Origin of the sequence: Streptomyces sp. NBC_01669 (assembly GCF_026339735.1) — a bacterium.
Classification (GTDB): Bacteria; Actinomycetota; Actinomycetes; order Streptomycetales; family Streptomycetaceae; genus Streptomyces; species Streptomyces yanii.
In genome coordinates this window covers 157,406-173,116 of record NZ_JAPEQG010000003.1, presented here as the reverse complement: position 1 = coordinate 173,116, position 15,711 = coordinate 157,406, and the positions used below count along the sequence as shown (strand labels likewise).

Annotated in this window: 15 protein-coding genes; 7 read left to right on the top strand and 8 right to left on the bottom strand. The window is 70.5% G+C overall.

Translation table 11 applies throughout. The annotated features are described in order from the left end of the window. Positions 1-99 precede the first annotated feature (99 nt). Positions 100-276: a hypothetical protein gene (locus OG972_RS49485; protein ID WP_323136003.1), complete on the bottom strand. Its 177-nt coding sequence runs from the start codon at positions 274-276 to the stop codon at positions 100-102. Then, positions 224-1,012 carry an SGNH/GDSL hydrolase family protein gene (locus OG972_RS47725; protein ID WP_323136002.1) on the bottom strand — a complete coding sequence of 263 codons (789 nt, stop codon included), beginning with the start codon at positions 1,010-1,012 and terminating at the stop codon, positions 224-226. The genes OG972_RS49485 and OG972_RS47725 overlap by 53 nt, the downstream gene beginning before the upstream one ends. A 158-nt stretch (positions 1,013-1,170) precedes the next feature. On the opposite strand from OG972_RS47725, the gene OG972_RS47720 reads away from it, so the two are divergent. The 3 genes from OG972_RS47720 to OG972_RS47710 all read left to right on the top strand — a co-directional run bounded on the left by OG972_RS47720 (position 1,171) and on the right by OG972_RS47710 (position 4,775). Then, positions 1,171-2,610: an NAD(P)/FAD-dependent oxidoreductase gene (locus OG972_RS47720; RefSeq protein WP_266993303.1), complete on the top strand. Its 1,440-nt coding sequence runs from the start codon at positions 1,171-1,173 to the stop codon at positions 2,608-2,610. A 118-nt stretch (positions 2,611-2,728) separates the two neighbouring features. Then, complete coding sequence (locus tag OG972_RS47715; protein WP_266993301.1) at positions 2,729-4,135, top strand: IS4 family transposase; 1,407 nt, start codon at positions 2,729-2,731, stop codon at positions 4,133-4,135. Between the two features lie 16 nt (positions 4,136-4,151). Beyond that, entirely contained in the window at positions 4,152-4,775 is a 624-nt protein-coding gene (locus tag OG972_RS47710) for a GPP34 family phosphoprotein (protein WP_266993299.1), read from the top strand. Between the two features lie 28 nt (positions 4,776-4,803). On the opposite strand, the gene OG972_RS47705 is transcribed toward OG972_RS47710, so the two are convergent. The 3 genes from OG972_RS47705 to OG972_RS47695 form a co-directional block, all read right to left on the bottom strand. After that, on the bottom strand, positions 4,804-5,346 hold the full coding sequence (locus tag OG972_RS47705; RefSeq protein WP_266993297.1) for a hypothetical protein: 543 nt from the start codon (positions 5,344-5,346) through the stop codon (positions 4,804-4,806). Between the two features lie 348 nt (positions 5,347-5,694). Continuing rightward, positions 5,695-5,853, bottom strand: coding sequence for a hypothetical protein (locus OG972_RS47700; RefSeq protein WP_266993295.1), 159 nt, complete (start codon positions 5,851-5,853; stop codon positions 5,695-5,697). Positions 5,854-6,221: 368 nt separating this feature from the next. Beyond that, positions 6,222-7,157, bottom strand: a complete 936-nt coding sequence (locus tag OG972_RS47695) for a LysR family transcriptional regulator (RefSeq protein WP_266993293.1) — start codon at positions 7,155-7,157, stop codon at positions 6,222-6,224. Positions 7,158-7,296: 139 nt separating this feature from the next. On the opposite strand from OG972_RS47695, the gene OG972_RS47690 reads away from it, so the two are divergent. Together OG972_RS47690 and OG972_RS47685 are read left to right on the top strand one after the other, a co-directional pair. After that, positions 7,297-8,541: an MFS transporter gene (locus OG972_RS47690; RefSeq protein ID WP_266993291.1), complete on the top strand. Its 1,245-nt coding sequence runs from the start codon at positions 7,297-7,299 to the stop codon at positions 8,539-8,541. 99 nt (positions 8,542-8,640) lie between these two features. Further along, positions 8,641-9,240 (top strand): cysteine hydrolase, encoded by a 600-nt coding sequence (locus tag OG972_RS47685; protein ID WP_266993289.1) that lies wholly within the window; start codon positions 8,641-8,643, stop codon positions 9,238-9,240. Positions 9,241-9,465: 225 nt separating this feature from the next. Here OG972_RS47685 and OG972_RS47680 read toward each other — a convergent pair whose 3' ends face one another. From OG972_RS47680 to abc-f, 3 genes are all read right to left on the bottom strand, one after another. Continuing rightward, positions 9,466-10,029 carry a CGNR zinc finger domain-containing protein gene (locus tag OG972_RS47680; RefSeq protein ID WP_266993287.1) on the bottom strand — a complete coding sequence of 188 codons (564 nt, stop codon included), beginning with the start codon at positions 10,027-10,029 and terminating at the stop codon, positions 9,466-9,468. Between the two features lie 100 nt (positions 10,030-10,129). Continuing rightward, entirely contained in the window at positions 10,130-11,794 is a 1,665-nt protein-coding gene (locus OG972_RS47675) for an ABC-F family ATP-binding cassette domain-containing protein (protein WP_266993285.1), read from the bottom strand. 79 nt (positions 11,795-11,873) lie between these two features. Further along, positions 11,874-13,508 carry a ribosomal protection-like ABC-F family protein gene (gene abc-f / locus OG972_RS47670; protein WP_266993283.1) on the bottom strand — a complete coding sequence of 545 codons (1,635 nt, stop codon included), beginning with the start codon at positions 13,506-13,508 and terminating at the stop codon, positions 11,874-11,876. 449 nt (positions 13,509-13,957) lie between these two features. On the opposite strand from abc-f, the gene OG972_RS47665 reads away from it, so the two are divergent. Both OG972_RS47665 and OG972_RS47660 read left to right on the top strand, forming a co-directional pair. After that, positions 13,958-14,680: a molybdopterin-dependent oxidoreductase gene (locus tag OG972_RS47665; RefSeq protein WP_266993281.1), complete on the top strand. Its 723-nt coding sequence runs from the start codon at positions 13,958-13,960 to the stop codon at positions 14,678-14,680. Beyond that, positions 14,628-15,320: a cytochrome b/b6 domain-containing protein gene (locus tag OG972_RS47660; protein ID WP_266993279.1), complete on the top strand. Its 693-nt coding sequence runs from the start codon at positions 14,628-14,630 to the stop codon at positions 15,318-15,320. The genes OG972_RS47665 and OG972_RS47660 overlap by 53 nt, the downstream gene beginning before the upstream one ends. Positions 15,321-15,711 lie beyond the last annotated feature (391 nt).

The window sequence follows — 15,711 nt, the reverse complement described above, 5'->3', positions numbered from 1 at the left end:
CCGCCCTGGGAACCCACAAGCCGGCAGCGCCCTGGTGGGACGGGCGGGCAGAGGGCCCGAGCCGCCGTCCGGTCGGGCGACCGCGCTACGACACGAACGTCAGTGGTGCCGGCCGTGATGTGCGAGGGCGCCCTCGACGGCGGTGGCCATCGCGCTCTCACCCGCGGCGTTGGGGTGCACCGGCGCCGCCGGTGTCTCGGGGGCGAAGGTCTCGATCCACCGCTCACCGGTCGGCTTGCAGAGGTCGTGCCCGACGGTCGCCGTGTACGTGTTCACGTACCGTGCCCCGCTGTGCCGCGCCTGGCGGGCCAGCATGGCGTTGAGCTCCTTCTCCTTGTCGCGAAGCCAGGCGAAGTCGCCCTGCGGCCAGCGGCACGCTCCTGCTGGTGCAGCCCACCCCGTCGTCGGGGAAGAGATCGGGATAGCCGACCACCACGACACGGGCGCGCGGCGCGCGGCGGTGGATGCCACGCAGCACCTGTGCGACCTTCGGCCCGGTCTCGGTGATCGCGTCCGTGATCCGGTCCGTTCCGGTACCCGAGTAGTGGGTCTGGCACGGGGTGCCCCCCGGGTTGCCGGACATGAGCTGGACGCAGGTGCCCAGCACCGTCGAGAAGCCGATGTCGTTGCCGCCGATGGTGACGGTGACCAGGTCGGTACCCCGGCCGAGGACGTCGAGCTGCGCCGGCACACCGTCGCTCTGCGGGGCCGTCATGTCGGCGGTGGTGGCCCCGGAGCAGGTGACGTCCGTCAGCGTCGCGGCCTTCGACCGTGTCACCAGCGACGCGTAGTTTTGGTCGGAGCGCAGGCAGGTCGTATCGAGCTGGATGGGTACAAGGGGCGCGGAGGCGTACGAGTCGCCGAGAGCGACGTAGTCCACCGTGTGCCGGCTCTCCGTGGCCGTGCTCGCCGCGGCCGTTCCGGCCGGTGCGAGGGCAGCCCCCGCGGAGAGCAGTGCGGCACCCACCGTGAGCGCGCGTCCCGCGCGGGAGGTGGGGAGGAATCTTCTCAACGAGTGGTTCCTCCAGGAGGTCACCCGGCGCGCCCCCGGCCGCTGAGACCCGGTCCCGACGCGGCTGACCTCTCCCGCCGCACCGGGGCCGCCATCCCCGGCGCCAGGACATCCACCCGGCCCCATCCCCCCGGCCCCGTCCATCCACCGGAGGACACATGTCGACCGAGAACATCCGCACCTACGACGTCATCGTGATCGGCGCAGGGCCGGTAGGTGAGAACGTCGCGGACCGCACCGCCGCCGCGGGCCTGAGCACCGTCATCGTGGAGAGCGAACTGGCCGGCGGCGAGTGCTCGTACTGGGCCTGTGAGCCCAGCAAGGCATTGCTGCGCCCGGTGCTGCTTCGCGCCGACGCCGTACACGTTCCCGGCATCCACCCCGCCGTCAACGAACCGTTGGACATCGAGGCCGTCCTCGCGCATCGCGATCGCATGTCCGCCGACTGGAAGGACGACGGCCAGACCGAGTGGATCAAGTCAGTCGGCATCGACCTTCTGCGCGGTCACGGACGCCTGGCGGGAGAGCGCGAGGTGTCGGTGGAGACCCCGGACGGCGGCACCGTCCGGCTGCGTGCCCGGCACGCCGTCGCCGTATGCACCGGCAGTCGCGCGGCTCTGCCCCCGCTGCCCGGGATCGAGAGCCTCAGACCCTGGACCAGTCGGGAGGCGACCAGCGCCCGGAAACCGCCCGGGCGCCTGGTGGTTGTCGGCGCGGGTGTGGTGGGCGTCGAGATGGCCACCGCCTGGCAGGCACTGGGCAGCCGGGTCACCCTGCTCGCCCGTGGGGACGGGCTGCTGCCCCGCATGGAGCCCCTCGCCGGGAAGCTGGTCACCGAGCGGCTGCGGGAAGCCGGCGCGGACGTCCGGTTCAACGTCTCGGTGGCCGCAGCGGAGCGGACGCAGGACGGGGAGGTCCGGATCACTCTGACGGACGACGGTGAACTGACCGCCGACGAGATCCTGTTCGCCACCGGCCGCGCTCCGCGCTCGGAGGACATCGGGCTCGACACCGTGGGACTGGTCCCGGGCGACTGGCTCGCCACCGACGACAGCCTGACGGTCACCGCCGTCCCCGGGAACTGGCTGTACGCCGTCGGAGACGTCAACCACCGGGCACTCTTCACCCACCAGGGCAAGTACCAGGCCCGCATCGCGGGTGCCGTGATCGGTGCCCGGGCCCGTGGTGAGCAGTTGGACACCGGCCGCTGGGCACCGCACAGCGGGACGGCCGACACCGAGGCGGTCCCGGGCGTCGTCTTCACCGACCCCGAGGTCGCCTCCGTGGGCCTGACCGTCCGCGAGGCCGAGCTCACCGGTCGCGCCGTAGAGGTCGTCGACCACGAGATCGGCCACCTCGCCGGAGCCCTCCAGTACCGCCCCGACTACCGGGGCAAGGCCCGCATTCTCATCGATCGCGACCGTCAGGTCGTGGTCGGCGCCACCTTTGCCGGACCGGGCGTCGGTGAACTGCTGTACTCGGCCACCGTCGCCATCACCGCAGAGGTGCCCGTCGACCGCCTCTGGCACGCCGTACCCGCCTTCCCCACGATCAGCGAGGTGTGGCTGCGCCTGCTGGAGACCAGGAGGGACTCTTGACCACAACACCGTTGCGTTTGGCCCCTGAGCTGTACGTCAAGCCCTGCTGAACAGCGCAACGGGACCACCTGATAGATCAACGATCGGCGAAGAAAATCGATCAAGGTCAGGGGTCCCGTTGCAGGAGAAGTCTGTCATCACGTCCACGATCGAGACAGCCCGGGGTGTGTTCGCGCCGGGTCATCTGGGGGAGTTGACCCAGGTCGTGGACTTTGCGCTGGTGGACGCGGTGCTGGAGGAGACCGGCCGGCGCGAGAAGCGCCTGCGGCTGCTGCCTTCGCGGGTGGTGGTGTACTTCGTGCTCGCTCTCGCGCTGTTCGAGCACCGCTCGTACCGTACGGTGTGGTCCAAACTGACCGCCGCCCTGACCCCGCTGGCCCTGGTGCGTCCCGCGGTCTCCTCGCTGACGCGGGCCAGGCGCAGGGTGGGGGCCGCACCTCTGCGGCGTCTGTTCGAGACGCTGGCCGGGCCCGTCGCCCGGCCCGGGCAGGACGGGTCCTTCTACCGGGGTCTGCGCACGGTGGCCGTCGACGGGACCCTGCTGCACACCCCCGACGACGCGACGCTCACCTGGCGCTACCCCAAACGGGCCGGGGAGGGGCTGGAGTTCGGCTATCCGCTCCTGCGGCTGCTGACCCTGGTCGAGTGCGGCACCCGCGCGCTCATAGCCGCCGCCTTCGGACCGGAGTCCGAGGGTGAACTCCCCTATGCCAAGCGGCTTCTGGCCGCCCTGGACAAGACGATGCTCCTGCTGGCCGACGCGGCCTTCGACGGCAACGAGTTCCTCGATGCCGTCCATCAGAGCGGGGCGCGGTTCCTGGTGCGCTCCGGGGCCCGCCGTGTCCCCACCCCCGCCGGGCACCTGGGCGACGGCTCCTACATCGCCCGCATCGGCTACGGCGTCCTGCGAGTACTGCTGCCGGTACGCGTGATCGAGGCGACCCTCACCGTCACCTTGGCCGATGGCACCGTCCGCTCCGAGCAGTGGCGGCTGATCACCAACCTGCTGGACCCCGTCCGGTATCCGGCCGCCGAGCTCGTTGATCTCTATCACCGCAGGTGGCAGGCGGAAACTACGTATTTTTCTATCAAGGCCACGATGCTCGACGGCCGCGTCCTGCGCTCCCGCAGCATCGATGGCCTCGACCAGGAGGTCTACGCCCTGCTCACCGCCTACCAGGCTCTGATCCGCGCCGGCGACGATGCCCTGACCGGTCGGCCGGAAGTACCCATGGAACGGATCAGTTTCACCGTCCTGCTGGCCGCCGCAACCGACACCGTCACCGCCGGTCATGGAATCTTCCCCAACGCCCTCGTCGACCTGGTCGGCACGATCGGCCACGCGGCCCTGGACGCCCTCCTGCCCGCCCACCGACGGCAACGAGTGAAGGCCCGCACCCGCAAGAACCCCACCAGCAAGTACGGACCGAACGCCGGACAGCACCCTCAGAAGGCCCAGAACTACACCGTCCACACCACCGTCGCGTTCTTCGACCACGGCCTCAATAGCCGCTCACGGCGCTAACGCAACGGTGTTGCTCTTGACCACCGCACGCGATCTAGCGCTCGTCACCCTGGGTCTGCCGCCGGACCGGTCCGTGGAACAGGGCGACCTCTCCCTGGTCCTGGCGGGGGCCGAGGCGATCGACCTGCTGGAGAGCGGGGCGCTGACCCTCGACGGCGACCGTATGGTGCCCGGACCGCGGGTGACGACGGGCGACCGCCTGCTGGGCCAGGCGCTCGCCTCGCTCGTCCGCCGGGAACCGTACGAGACCGTCGGGGACTGGCTGTGGCGCCGCGGCGCCCGACTCGCCGCGGCCTACGCCGAGGACCTGGAACGGGCCGGACTCGTCGTCCCCCCGCGGGGTATCGGGCTCAGGGCAAGCAGGGCCGAGCCTACGTCCACGGTCACCACCCGCCGGCCGGACCGGACGGTGCGCGGGCGGGAGCCGCCGAGGTGCGTGGGGAGCGGAGGCCGTACGGGCGAGGGTCAGGGCTTTCCACGACCTCGGCGGCGACGGACTCGTGCTCGACCCGGCCGTCGACGAGGTCGATCAGGTGCGACGGCTGGCGGATACCGTCCTGCAGGAGGACCCCCGGTCATGCCCGGAGCCCCGCAGCGGGACAACGTCGCACGGAGCGCACACATGCGTCCGGCTCCGTGAGCCACCGCGCGCGGGACACACGAACATGTCAGTCGTGCTCCACGAGGGTGTACATGACGGAACGCTGCTGCTTGTGACGCTGGATGCGTCCCTTGGCGACCAGCGATTCGAGCGTGTTCCGTACCACCTGCGGAGTCGGGTTCCGGTCCGGGTGCTTCTCCAGAAGCTCGTCCCGCAGTTCCTTCGCCAGGCGAGGCCCGTCGTGCTTGCCGAGCAGGTCCATCAGCAGGTCACCGAGCAGCGGCTGGCGCGACTTCCCCTTCGCGCCGACCGCTGTGTCACCTGCCCCACGGCTGGTCCCGGCCGAGCGTCGCGCAGCGGCTGCGGCGGGTGCTCGCTTCGCCTTTGCGACGGCGGGCTCGTTCTGCAACTGCTCAGGCAGACGCGACGGATCGGCGAAACCCACGTACCGCTCGGCGAGCTTCAGAATGTCTGTCAGGAGGGCCTCCTCCTGCTTCAAGACCATGATCCTCTCCGTCAGCTCCTGCTGTCGGCGGTGGTTCTCCTCCAGGTCCGACGCGGCTTGTTCTACCAACCGCGATCGGAACGTAGCGGCTGACTGGCTGGTCACAACCGTTTCACTCCCTCGCTATGAATGATGTTGCGCATGGTACCCACGCCGAGGGCCCCGTGCAGATAAGTGTCGGTGCCAGGCGATACGCTGGGCATTTTCACCCTTCACGATAGGCGCCGATGTACTCGCTCATATAGTTGGCGCCGGCATTTCTTCGACCGCCAAGGGCGCGTGGCAGCCACCCACATCAGGCTCACTCCGTACAGAGTGCTCGGCAGGTGTGTCGTCGAACGCCCGCGGAGACCCTTTGTGGACCGCTGTGTGTTGCGGCCGTGGCCCACCTGTGGGCCCACGGTCCGGGAGCGCGGCAGAGTACCTCGGTGCACGCCACGGGGCCGGGAACCGTCACCTGATCGCATGTTCGCGGGCCGCCAGAGCGGCTTCCTCGGCTGAACCATGGCTGTCGCCTTCCTTGACGATCACCCAGTTGGTGTTGCTGCCGGACACCGAGTAGACATCGCTCCGGACCTGGACGGTGTCTTCGTCCCGCAGAACCTTCGGCATGGTCGATCTGATCCTCTCGTCGCGCGGCCGGATACCCAGGGCCCCTGCCGCTGTGGCTCATCGGCCCGCCCGGGGGACGGCCGGCAGCGCGCTCATGACGCTGCACACCGGGTACCCGGTGGCATCACCTCATGGTGTCATGTGTGTGAGGAGAGATGATACGTGTGAGGGACGGATCTGGTCCTCGTGTCGCGTCCGGCCACTCCGGCGCACCTTTGCGGCCGCACGTCGAGGGCCGGCTGGTGTCACCGACGACATCGCACCCTCCATCCCCCAGCGTGGGGAGAGCGGGAGTGTGCCGATGGCCACGTCTGCCCCCGAGCTACCGTCCGGCGATCCGGCCACGGTGACCGCGGACGCGGAGGCGTTCAGCGGGGAAAGACCCAGTCCGGCGTCCAGGTCCCGGTGGCGTCGTGGCCGGTCGCTGTGGCGGCGAGGTGGGCGCGGAGGGTGGCCAGCGCCGGGTGGGGGTTGTCGCGGTGCCAGAGGAGGGAGTGCGGGTAGACGGGCGTCGGGTCGGTCACCGGGATGCGGCGCAGGCCGTGGCCGGCGGGCCAGACGAGGCGGGTCTGCCCGCCCATGAAGGTGGCCAGGGCCGGGGTGTCGGCGACGGTGTCGAGGAGCGCGTCGGAGCCGAAGTTGGGGCCGGTCGCCTCGATGGTGAGGCCGAACTCGGCGACGAGGTCGTCGTAGTAGGCGGCCCACTCGGTGCCGGGGACGATGCCGGGCATCCAGATCCGGTGCCCGGCGAGCTGCGCGAGGGGCACCGACCGGGCGCCCGCCAGCGCGTGGGCGGGGCCGGTCAGGAGCTGGAGCGGCTCGTCGAGCACCCGGACGGACTCGATGTCCTCGGGGAGGGGCCGGCCGGGCGCGGCGACGGCGCGGAAGGACGCGTCGATCGTGCCGGAGCGGATGGCGGCGACGGCTGTCTCGATGTCGAAGAGCATCACCACGCCGAGGTCGATCTCGGGGTGCGCGCGGTGGAATCCGCGCATCAGGCCCGACGCCGCGCCGCGCGAGGCGATGATGTCGACGCGCAGTGGACGGCGGCCGGTGCGCACGGACGCGACCGCGCGTTCGGCGACGCGCAGCAGCTCGCGCGCGTGGGGCAGGAACGCCTGCCCGTCGATGGTGAGCGCGGCGCCGCGCGGGGTGCGGGTGAACAACCGCACGCCGAGCTTGCGCTCCAGCGCGGCGATGCGCTTGGAGACGGCCTGCTGGGTGACCGCCAGCTCGGCGGCGGCCTCCTGGAACTGCCCCGCGTCGGCGGCAGCGACGAAGGTACGTACTGCTTCGAGATCCACGGCGATCCACCTTAGAGAACAACGGATGGTTGTGAACAGCCGGCATGGCAGTTGTTTGACCTGTTGTTGTGCTGCTCGCTTAGCTCTCACCGGTCAACGTCAGTTTGTTCGGGTGGGGCATTGAGGGGGCGCGCTGAGCATGGTGGGCAGGAGACGGTTGGGCCGGCAGTTCGGCTGGCTGTGGGCGGCATACGCTGTCAGCGCCTATGGGTCCGGGCTGGGGTTCGGGGCATTCCCGCTGATCGCCGTGCTGGTGTTGCATGCCGGCCCCGCCGAGGTGTCCGTGCTGTCCGCGGTGGGGCCTGCGGTGGGCGCGCTGATCGCGGTGCCACTCGCGCCGTGGGTGGAGTTCCGGCGCAAACGCCCGGTCATGATCGCGATGGACCTGACCCGGTTTGCGGTCATGGCGACGATCCCGGTCGCCTACGCCTTCGGTTGGCTCAGTTTCGTCCACTTGCTCGTGGTCTCGGCTGTGGTCGCCGCAGCCAAGATCGCCTTCAACGCGGCCGGCGGCGCCTACCTCAAGGCCCTCGTCCAGCCGGATGACCTGCTGGTGGCCAACGCGCGGTTCGAGTCAACGAACTGGAGCTCCATCGCGGTGGCGCCACCGCTGGGCGGGGCGGTGACCGGCCTGTTCGGGCCGGTCACCGTCGTGGTGGCCGACGCGCTCAGCTACCTGTTCTCCGCGCTGGGCATCACCGCGATCCACGGCCGAGAGGAAGCGCCGCGGACAACCGACAAAAGCCCAGTCCGGGCACGCGCATTGTTCGACGGCTGGCGACACATCATGGGCCATCCCGGTCTGCGGGCGCTCTACCTCAACAACATGCTCGTCGCCGGTCTGATCATGGCCACCGAGCCGCTGCTGGCCGTGCTTCTCCTTCGCGAGCTCGGGTTCCCGCCCTGGCAGTACGGGCTCGCCTTCGCCGCCCCCTGCGTCGGCGGACTCATCGGCTCCCGGCTGGCCCGCCGTGTCGTGGCCCGCTACGGCCGGCACAGGGTCTTCCGGACCGTCGGCACCCTGCGCGCCATCTGGCTGATCGGCCTGGCCTTCGTCCGCCCCGGTGTCGTCGGCCTCGTCACCGTGATGGCTGTCGAGCTGGCGATCATCATCAATATGAGCCTGTACACCCCGGTGCTCGCCACCTACCGGCTCGAACACACCCCCAAGCAGCTCGTCGCCCGCACCCTGTCGGCCTGGTCGATCGGCCAGCAGGCGTCCATCGCCATTCTCACCGCGCTCGGCGGGCTGCTCGCCGACGTGACCAGCCCACGCACCGCTCTCACGGTCGCGGGACTGCTCATCCTGACCACTCCGCTCCTGCTTCCCCGACACGACCAGACGTCGCAGCACGAGCCGGGACTGTCCCGTAGCCACTCATGACGCACCGCAATTCGCCGCTGCAGTCCGCAGGCCGCAGCTGGTCCGCCGATACGCGTCCGCGTCGACCAGGTGCACACCACAAGCAAGGAGAACACTCGCGTGAGCACTGCCCCCGCACTTGACCCCGCGCGCACCGCTCTTCTCGTCATGGACTACCAACCCGCGATCCTGGCCCTTCTGCCCGAAAGCGGGGACTGCGAAGCCCTGCTCGGTCGCGTGGAAGGGGCCATCGCCGACGTTCGCACAAACGGCGGCACCATCGCCTACGTACGCGTCGGCTTCACCGAGACCGACTGGGACGCCATCCCGGCGGTCAACAAGTCTTTCGCCCCGGTGGCCCGACACCGCGTCATGCACCACGAGGACCCTGCCACCGCCATCCACGAGCGCCTGGCTCCCCAGGACAGCGACATCATCGTGCGCAAGATCCGCTACGGCGGCATGTCCACCACCGACCTCGACCAGCAGCTGCGCGAACGCGGCATCACCACTCTGGTCGTCTCCGGCATCAGTACCGGCGGCGTCGTCCTGTCCACCGTCATCGACGCGGCCGACCGCGACTACCAGCTCTACGTCCTGTCCGACGGCGTCGCCGACCCGGACACCGAAGTCCACGACGTCCTGCTCCACCGAGTCTTCCCCTCACGGGCCCACATCATCGACACCGCCGAGCTGCACGCACTGCTCCGGGCCGACTGACCCGAACCACGAGCCGATCCTGCGTCGGGTACCGACGGCATGAGGAGAGAGGTTGCTGCTGACAGCAAGGGTGTTCCTTTGACAGGAGACATGTGTACCGGCAGGAGCCGTGGGCATCCGTCACCGGAAGCGGCGGGCCTCTCCTGACACATGTCTCCTCGGAGCGCCCCTGGACCGTGAGTCCCGCGTCCGCCGGGACCGCGCGCCGCCGCCCAGGTCAGGGCGTCATCCCACGGGCGCGGAGGAAGCGGTCTTCTTGCGCGCCCGGTAGGCGGCGGCCTTGTACTTGTTGCCGCAGGACTCCATGCCGCACCACTGGCGCCGCATGCCCCGGGACCGGTCGATGTAGACGCGCGTGCACTCCGGGTTGCCGCACTCCTTCATCAGGGGTACGTCCGGGCCGCTGAGCAGTTCGACCGCCTGCCGGGCGACGGTGGCCAGGGCCTGCGCGGGGGTCGCCTCGGTGTGCCGGCCCTTCACGGTGAGCTGCGGCGTCACGGGGGTCTCGCGCGCGGCGCCGTTGACCACGGCAAGCGCCGCGCGGTCGAACTCCTCACCGAGACGACGATCGGTGACGAGCCGGTAGATGGCCTCGCGCACCAGTGTCGCCGCACGGACGTCGTCGTCCTCGCCGGGACTGATCGTGTCCACGAGTCCGGACTCCAGGTACCAGGCATTCAGCCGCTCCGGGGTCACGAACATCTCGAACCGGGTCGAGCGCCGGGCTCGGAGGGTGGCCGCGAAGTCGAGGGCCGGATGCCCGCAGACGAAGACATGGTTAAGGTTCACATCACCATCTTGACAGGTGACTCCCGTCGGACGCAAGGTACGCCGACGTCGCGGTCCGCGCCCCTCGCGACCGTACGATACCCCGTGCGATGCCTGCAGGTCAGGCCCGGAAACCGGCCGGTTCCGCCTCCTTCCGCGGGCCGCGCCCCGGCTCCAGCCGGATCTCCCGGCCCTGCCACCGCCGCCGCAGCCACCGGTCGTGGCTGGCTACCACGATGGCACCGGGTCCGGTGCCCAGCGCCTCCTCCAGCTCGTCGCACAGACGCGGTGAGAGGTGGTTCGTGGGCTCGTCGAGCAGCAGCAGCTGCGGTGGACGCGCCACCAGGAGGGCCAGCGCGAGACGCCGGCGCTGTCCCACGGACAGCTGCCCGACCGGCTTGTCCAGGTCCGCCTCGTGCATCAGGCCGAGCGAGCCCAGCGGCACCTTCTCGGCCCGCGGCGAACCCACCGACAGCTCGTAGGTGTCGCGGACCGTGCGCCCGGGCCGTTCGAAGACGGTGTCCTGGGTGAGCAGTCCCACCGTCAGCCGGCGCCGGCTATGCACCTCGCCGTCGGCCGCGAGACGTCCGGCGAGCACAGCGAGCAGCGTCGACTTGCCCGCCCCGTTGCCGCCGGTGACCAGCAGCCGGTCGGTCGTCGTCACCTCCAGGCCGTCCAGCGCGAGCCGGCCGGGTACCCGAACATCCCGCAGGGACACCAGCGGCTGCGGGCCCTCCTCCGCCTGTGCGGCCAGATCCCCGGCCGCGAACCGCAGCGGCCGGGACGGTTCGGCGACCTGGGTGCGCTCCAGTTCCTCCAGCCGCCGGGTGGCGTTGCGCACCCGGCGGGAGATCTGGCTCTGCACCCGGCCCGCCCTGTGGCCGTAGCCCATCTTCTCGTTGTCGCGCCGCCCCCGGTCCGGGGCGACCAGGTGCGCGGTCACCCCCGCCGAGTACCGCAGCCCCGCCAGTTCCTCCTGCTCCTCGGCGTACCGCCGCTCCCAGCGCTCCCGCTCGGCACGCTTCTCCGACAGGTAGGCGCTGTAGTTGCCGCCGTAGCGCACCGGGCCGTCCACCGCCGGATCGAGGTCGATCAGGTCGGTGCACACGGCGTCGAGGAACGCCCGGTCGTGACTGGCGAGCACCACGGTCCCGGGCAGGCCGCGGATCTGCTCCTCCAGGAAGGCGGCGGCGCCGTCGTCGAGGTGGTTGGTCGGCTCGTCCAGCAGCAGCGCCGACGGCCGCCTCACCAGCAGCGCGGCCAGGGCCAGCCGGCCGCGCTGCCCTCCGGACAGCGAGCCGAGCGTCCGGTCGTGCCCGACCGCGCCGAGGCCCAGGCCGTCCAGCACCAGGGCGGCACGGCGGTCGGCGTCCCAGGACTCGCGGTCCTGGGCCTGCTCCAGCCGCCTGCCGTAGGCGTCGAGGAGTTCCCGGTGGCCGGGGTGGTCCTCCGGGGCGCGGGCCAGCTCCTCGCCGAGCCGGTCGAGCTCCGCGAGGTCCTCGCGGGCCTCGCGGAGCGCCTCGTCCAGCACCGAGGCCAGGGGCGAGGCGGCGTCGAACGGCATCTCCTGGTGGAGGAAGCCGAGGTCACCGGGGCGGGTGACGCTTCCGGCGTCGGGTTCGTCCACGCCTGCGAGTACCCGCAGCAGGGTGGACTTGCCGACGCCGTTCTCTCCGATCAGACCGATGCGGTGGCCGGGGGAGGCGGTCAGGCTGACGCCGTCGAGAACGCGTCGGCCGCCCAGGGAGCGGACGACGTCGTGGGCAAGCAGAGCGGGCTGGGGCACGGCTGTCCCTCCGATGCGGTCGGTGGTCGGCCCGCCGGGCACTCGGCCTCGGACGCGGGCCACTGCACGCGCCGGCGGGTCACACCGCGGGGGCTCCCGTCTCCTTGAGCGCTCCGTCGGCCAGCCGCAGCCAGCGGCTGACCCCGATCGCGGCGAGGAACCGCTCGTCGTGGCTGACCACCATGAAAGCGCCCTGGTAGGAGTTGAGCGCGCTCTCCAGCTGGCCCGCGCTGACCAGGTCGAGGTTGTTCGTCGGCTCGTCGAGCAGCAGCAGATGGGGGGCGGGCTCGGCGCACAGCACGCAGGCCAGGGTGGCACGCAGCCGCTCGCCGCCGGAGAGCACTCCGACGGGCAGGTGCGCCCGCGCGCCCCGGAAGAGGAAGCGGGCGAGCAGGTTCATCCGCTCCGCCTCGGGCCGCTCGGGGGCGAACTCGGCGAAGTTCTCCGCCACCGTGCGGTCCAGGTCCAGCAGGTCCAGGCGCTGCGAGAGATAGGCGATCCGGCCGTCGTTGCGCTTGATCTCCCCGCCGTCCGGGGCGAGGTCGCCCGTGATGAGACGCATCAGGGTGGTCTTGCCGACGCCGTTGGGGCCGGTCAGTGCGATGCGCTCCGGGCCCCGGACGGTCAGGTCGACACCGCTCGGGGCGAACACGGCCTTGTCCCCGAGACGTGCCTGCATCCCCTCGCCGAGGAAGAGGTTGCGCCCGGCGGGTACCCGGGTGTCGGGCAGTTCCAGGGTGAGGCGCTGCTCCTCGCGCAGCGCCCGCCCGGCCTCGTCGAGGCGGGACTTGGCCTCGCTGACCCGGGAGGCGTGCATCTGCCCGGACCGGCCCGCGGACTCCTGGGCGCCCCGCTTCATGTTGCCGGCGAAGATGCGCGGCAGGCCGGCGTTCTTGAGGTTGCGGGCGGCGTTGCTCGCGCGGCGCTCGGCGCGCTCGCGGGCCTGCTGCAACTCCCGCTTCTCCCGCTTGAGTTCCTGCTCGGCGTTGCGGACGTTCTTCTCGGCGACCTCCTGCTCGGCGCGGACGGCCTCCTCGTACTCCGTGAAGTTCCCGCCGTACAGGCGCAGTTCGTCGCTGCCGAGTTCGGCGATGCGTTCCATACGGTCGAGCAGCGCGCGGTCGTGGCTGACCAGAAGCAGACAGCCGTCGAAGTCCGACAGGACGTCGTACAGCTTGTGCCGGGCCTCCAGGTCGAGGTTGTTGGTGGGCTCGTCGAGCAGGAGCACGTCGGGGCGCTTGAGCAGCTGGGCGGCGAGGCCGAGCGAGACGACCTGGCCGCCGCTGAGCGTGCTGAGGCTGCGGTCCAGTGTGAGGTCGGCGAGGCCCAGACGGTCGAGCTGGGCGCGGGTGCGCTCCTCGATGTCCCAGTCGTCGCCGATGACGGCGAAGTGCTCCTCGCCGACGTCCCCGGACTCCACGGCGTCCAGGGCGCGGATCACCTCGGCGACACCGAGCACCTCGGCGACCGTGAGGTTCCCGGTCAGGGGAAGGCTCTGCGGGAGGTAGCCGAGGGTGCCCCTGGCGGACACCGTGCCGGTGGCGGGCTTCAGTTCACCGGCGATCAGCTTGAGCAGAGTGCTCTTGCCGGAGCCGTTGGGGGCGACCAGGCCGGTACGGCCGGGGGGCACGCTGAAGGACAGGTCGTGGAAGACGGGGGTGTCGTCGGGCCAGGAGAAGGAAAGGTTCGAGCAGACGATGGCGGCGTCGGACATGGAAGTGACCTCGGAGGTACTGAGGGCAGAACATGGATCTCTGCCCTGGGCAGACATGGGAAAGGGGTACGACAAGACGGACCACGGCGGCAGCGCTCGTGCGCGCGGGCCGGTGGCCGTCAGATCCGGATCTCATCCGGAGATGTCGTCTTCACCCACCATGTCTGCGACTCCTCGATAGACGGTCTACGTCATCAGCGAGCCTAGCAGCTCGCGTATGCCCGCCGCGGCGACTGCGACGCGGCGGGCCCTCAAGTCCCTCGTAGGTGTGTGTCGCCGGCGCGTCGTTGACAGCCGGAGAAACACGTGTCACGATCGTCACCAGTTGAAAGGGTGACGGCGATGGCTCGACAGCGTACACACGTGTGCATCCGCCCGGCCGGTGCCGTCGTCTCCCGCACGACCGCACACCTCCGGGGTCGTGATCACTGCGAAGGAGCACACTGACCATGGCAGGACAGCCGAAGCCGAGGGCCGAGGGCGCACCGGTGGGACGACGGGCGGTGCTGGGCATGCTCGGCGCCGGCGCCGCGGGGCTCGCCGCGGCGCCCTACCTCCAGCGCGGCTGGGAGGGGTTCCTCGGCGCCGCCTCCCAGGTCGACGCGACCGGACTGACCGGTCTGCTGCCCAATCCGGGCGGCTTCCGCTACTACAGCGTCGTCGGCTCGGTGCCGCGCAAGGACGAGACGAACTACGCACTCACGGTCGGCGGGCTGGTGACGAAGCCGAAGACCTACACACTGGCCGACCTGCGCGCGATGCCGCAGACCCGGGTCGTCCACGACGTGCTGTGCACGGACGGATGGCGCGTGGACAAGACACCCTTCGACGGGGTGAAGCTGGCGGACATCCTCGACGCCTCCGGAGTGCGCTCCCCGGGCGCGGCGGTCCGCTTCACCTGCTTCGACGGCGCCTACACCGAGAGCCTCACCCTGGAACAGGCCCGCCGCTCGGACATCCTCGTGGCACTGAACATGCAGGACAAACCCATCACCCACGAGCACGGCGGACCGGTCCGCCTCTACGTGGCAACCATGTACTTCTACAAGTCGGCCAAGTGGCTGTCCGGTATCTCGGTCACCGACAAGGTCGTTCCCGGTTTCTGGGAGGAGCGCGGATATGCGATCGACGGCTGGCTCGACGACGCCGACCGGCACGGCGAAGCAGCCTGATCCCACGGGACGGGTCCGCCGCTTCGGCACCGCCGAGCGCATGGTCCACCGGTTCACCGGCTACCTGATGCTCGTGTGCCTGGTCTCCGCCGCCTGCCTGTACCTCGGGCCGCTCGCCCAGCTCGTCGGCCGACGGCATGTGATGGTCACCGTGCACGAGTGGTCGGGCATCTCGCTGCCGCTGCCCTTCCTGCTGGGACTCCTCTCGGCCGACTTCCGTGCGGACCTGCGCAGGTTGAACCGGTTCGCGGTGTACGACCGGCAGTGGCTGCGGGCCGCCCGCCGGCGCCTGACCTCGCCCGAGGCGCGCCCGGCCGGAGAGTTCAACGCGGGGCAGAAACTCTATGCGGGCTGGATCGTCGGCGCCGTCCTGGTCATGATGTTCACCGGCCTGCTCATGTGGTTCATGGGCTTGCTGCCCTTCATCTCCCGCACCAGTGCGATCTTCATCCACGACCTGCTGGCCTGGGCGATCACCTTCGTCGTCCTCGGGCACATGCGCAAGGCGTTCGAGGACCCGGAGGCGAGACTCGGCATGCGTACCGGGTACGTCAGCCGGTCCTGGGCGCAGCGATACCACTCCCGGTGGTTGCGGGAGGAGCGCGACGGCGACGTGGCCGATCGAGCGGACGAGGTGTGACGTGTCCCCGCTAGAGGGCTTATTCCGGGGCGCTCCCGCCCAGCGGGAGGGAAACATCGACGTCCTGGGCCGACCTTCCGCACCGCAGGCAACCGGTTCCCGGGCTTCGCAACCTGCCGGGAACCGGCACAGCTCCGGAGCTGCGAGAGGTCGGCGCCCAGAGGCTGGAGCCGGTACGGGGAATGATCCTGACTGATTGAACGTTCATCCACTTGGCGCTACGGACGGGCCAGTGTCCCCGGGCCTCACCTATAACCCATGGGGAAGATCGTTCGGCTGAAGCCCCATGGAGCCCTCCGCCGAGAGGCGACCACCCTCCGTACCGCACACAGACTGCCCCGACCGGCCTCCCCCGACCAGCCGGGGCAGTCCTGTCTGCAGCCCGCACTGA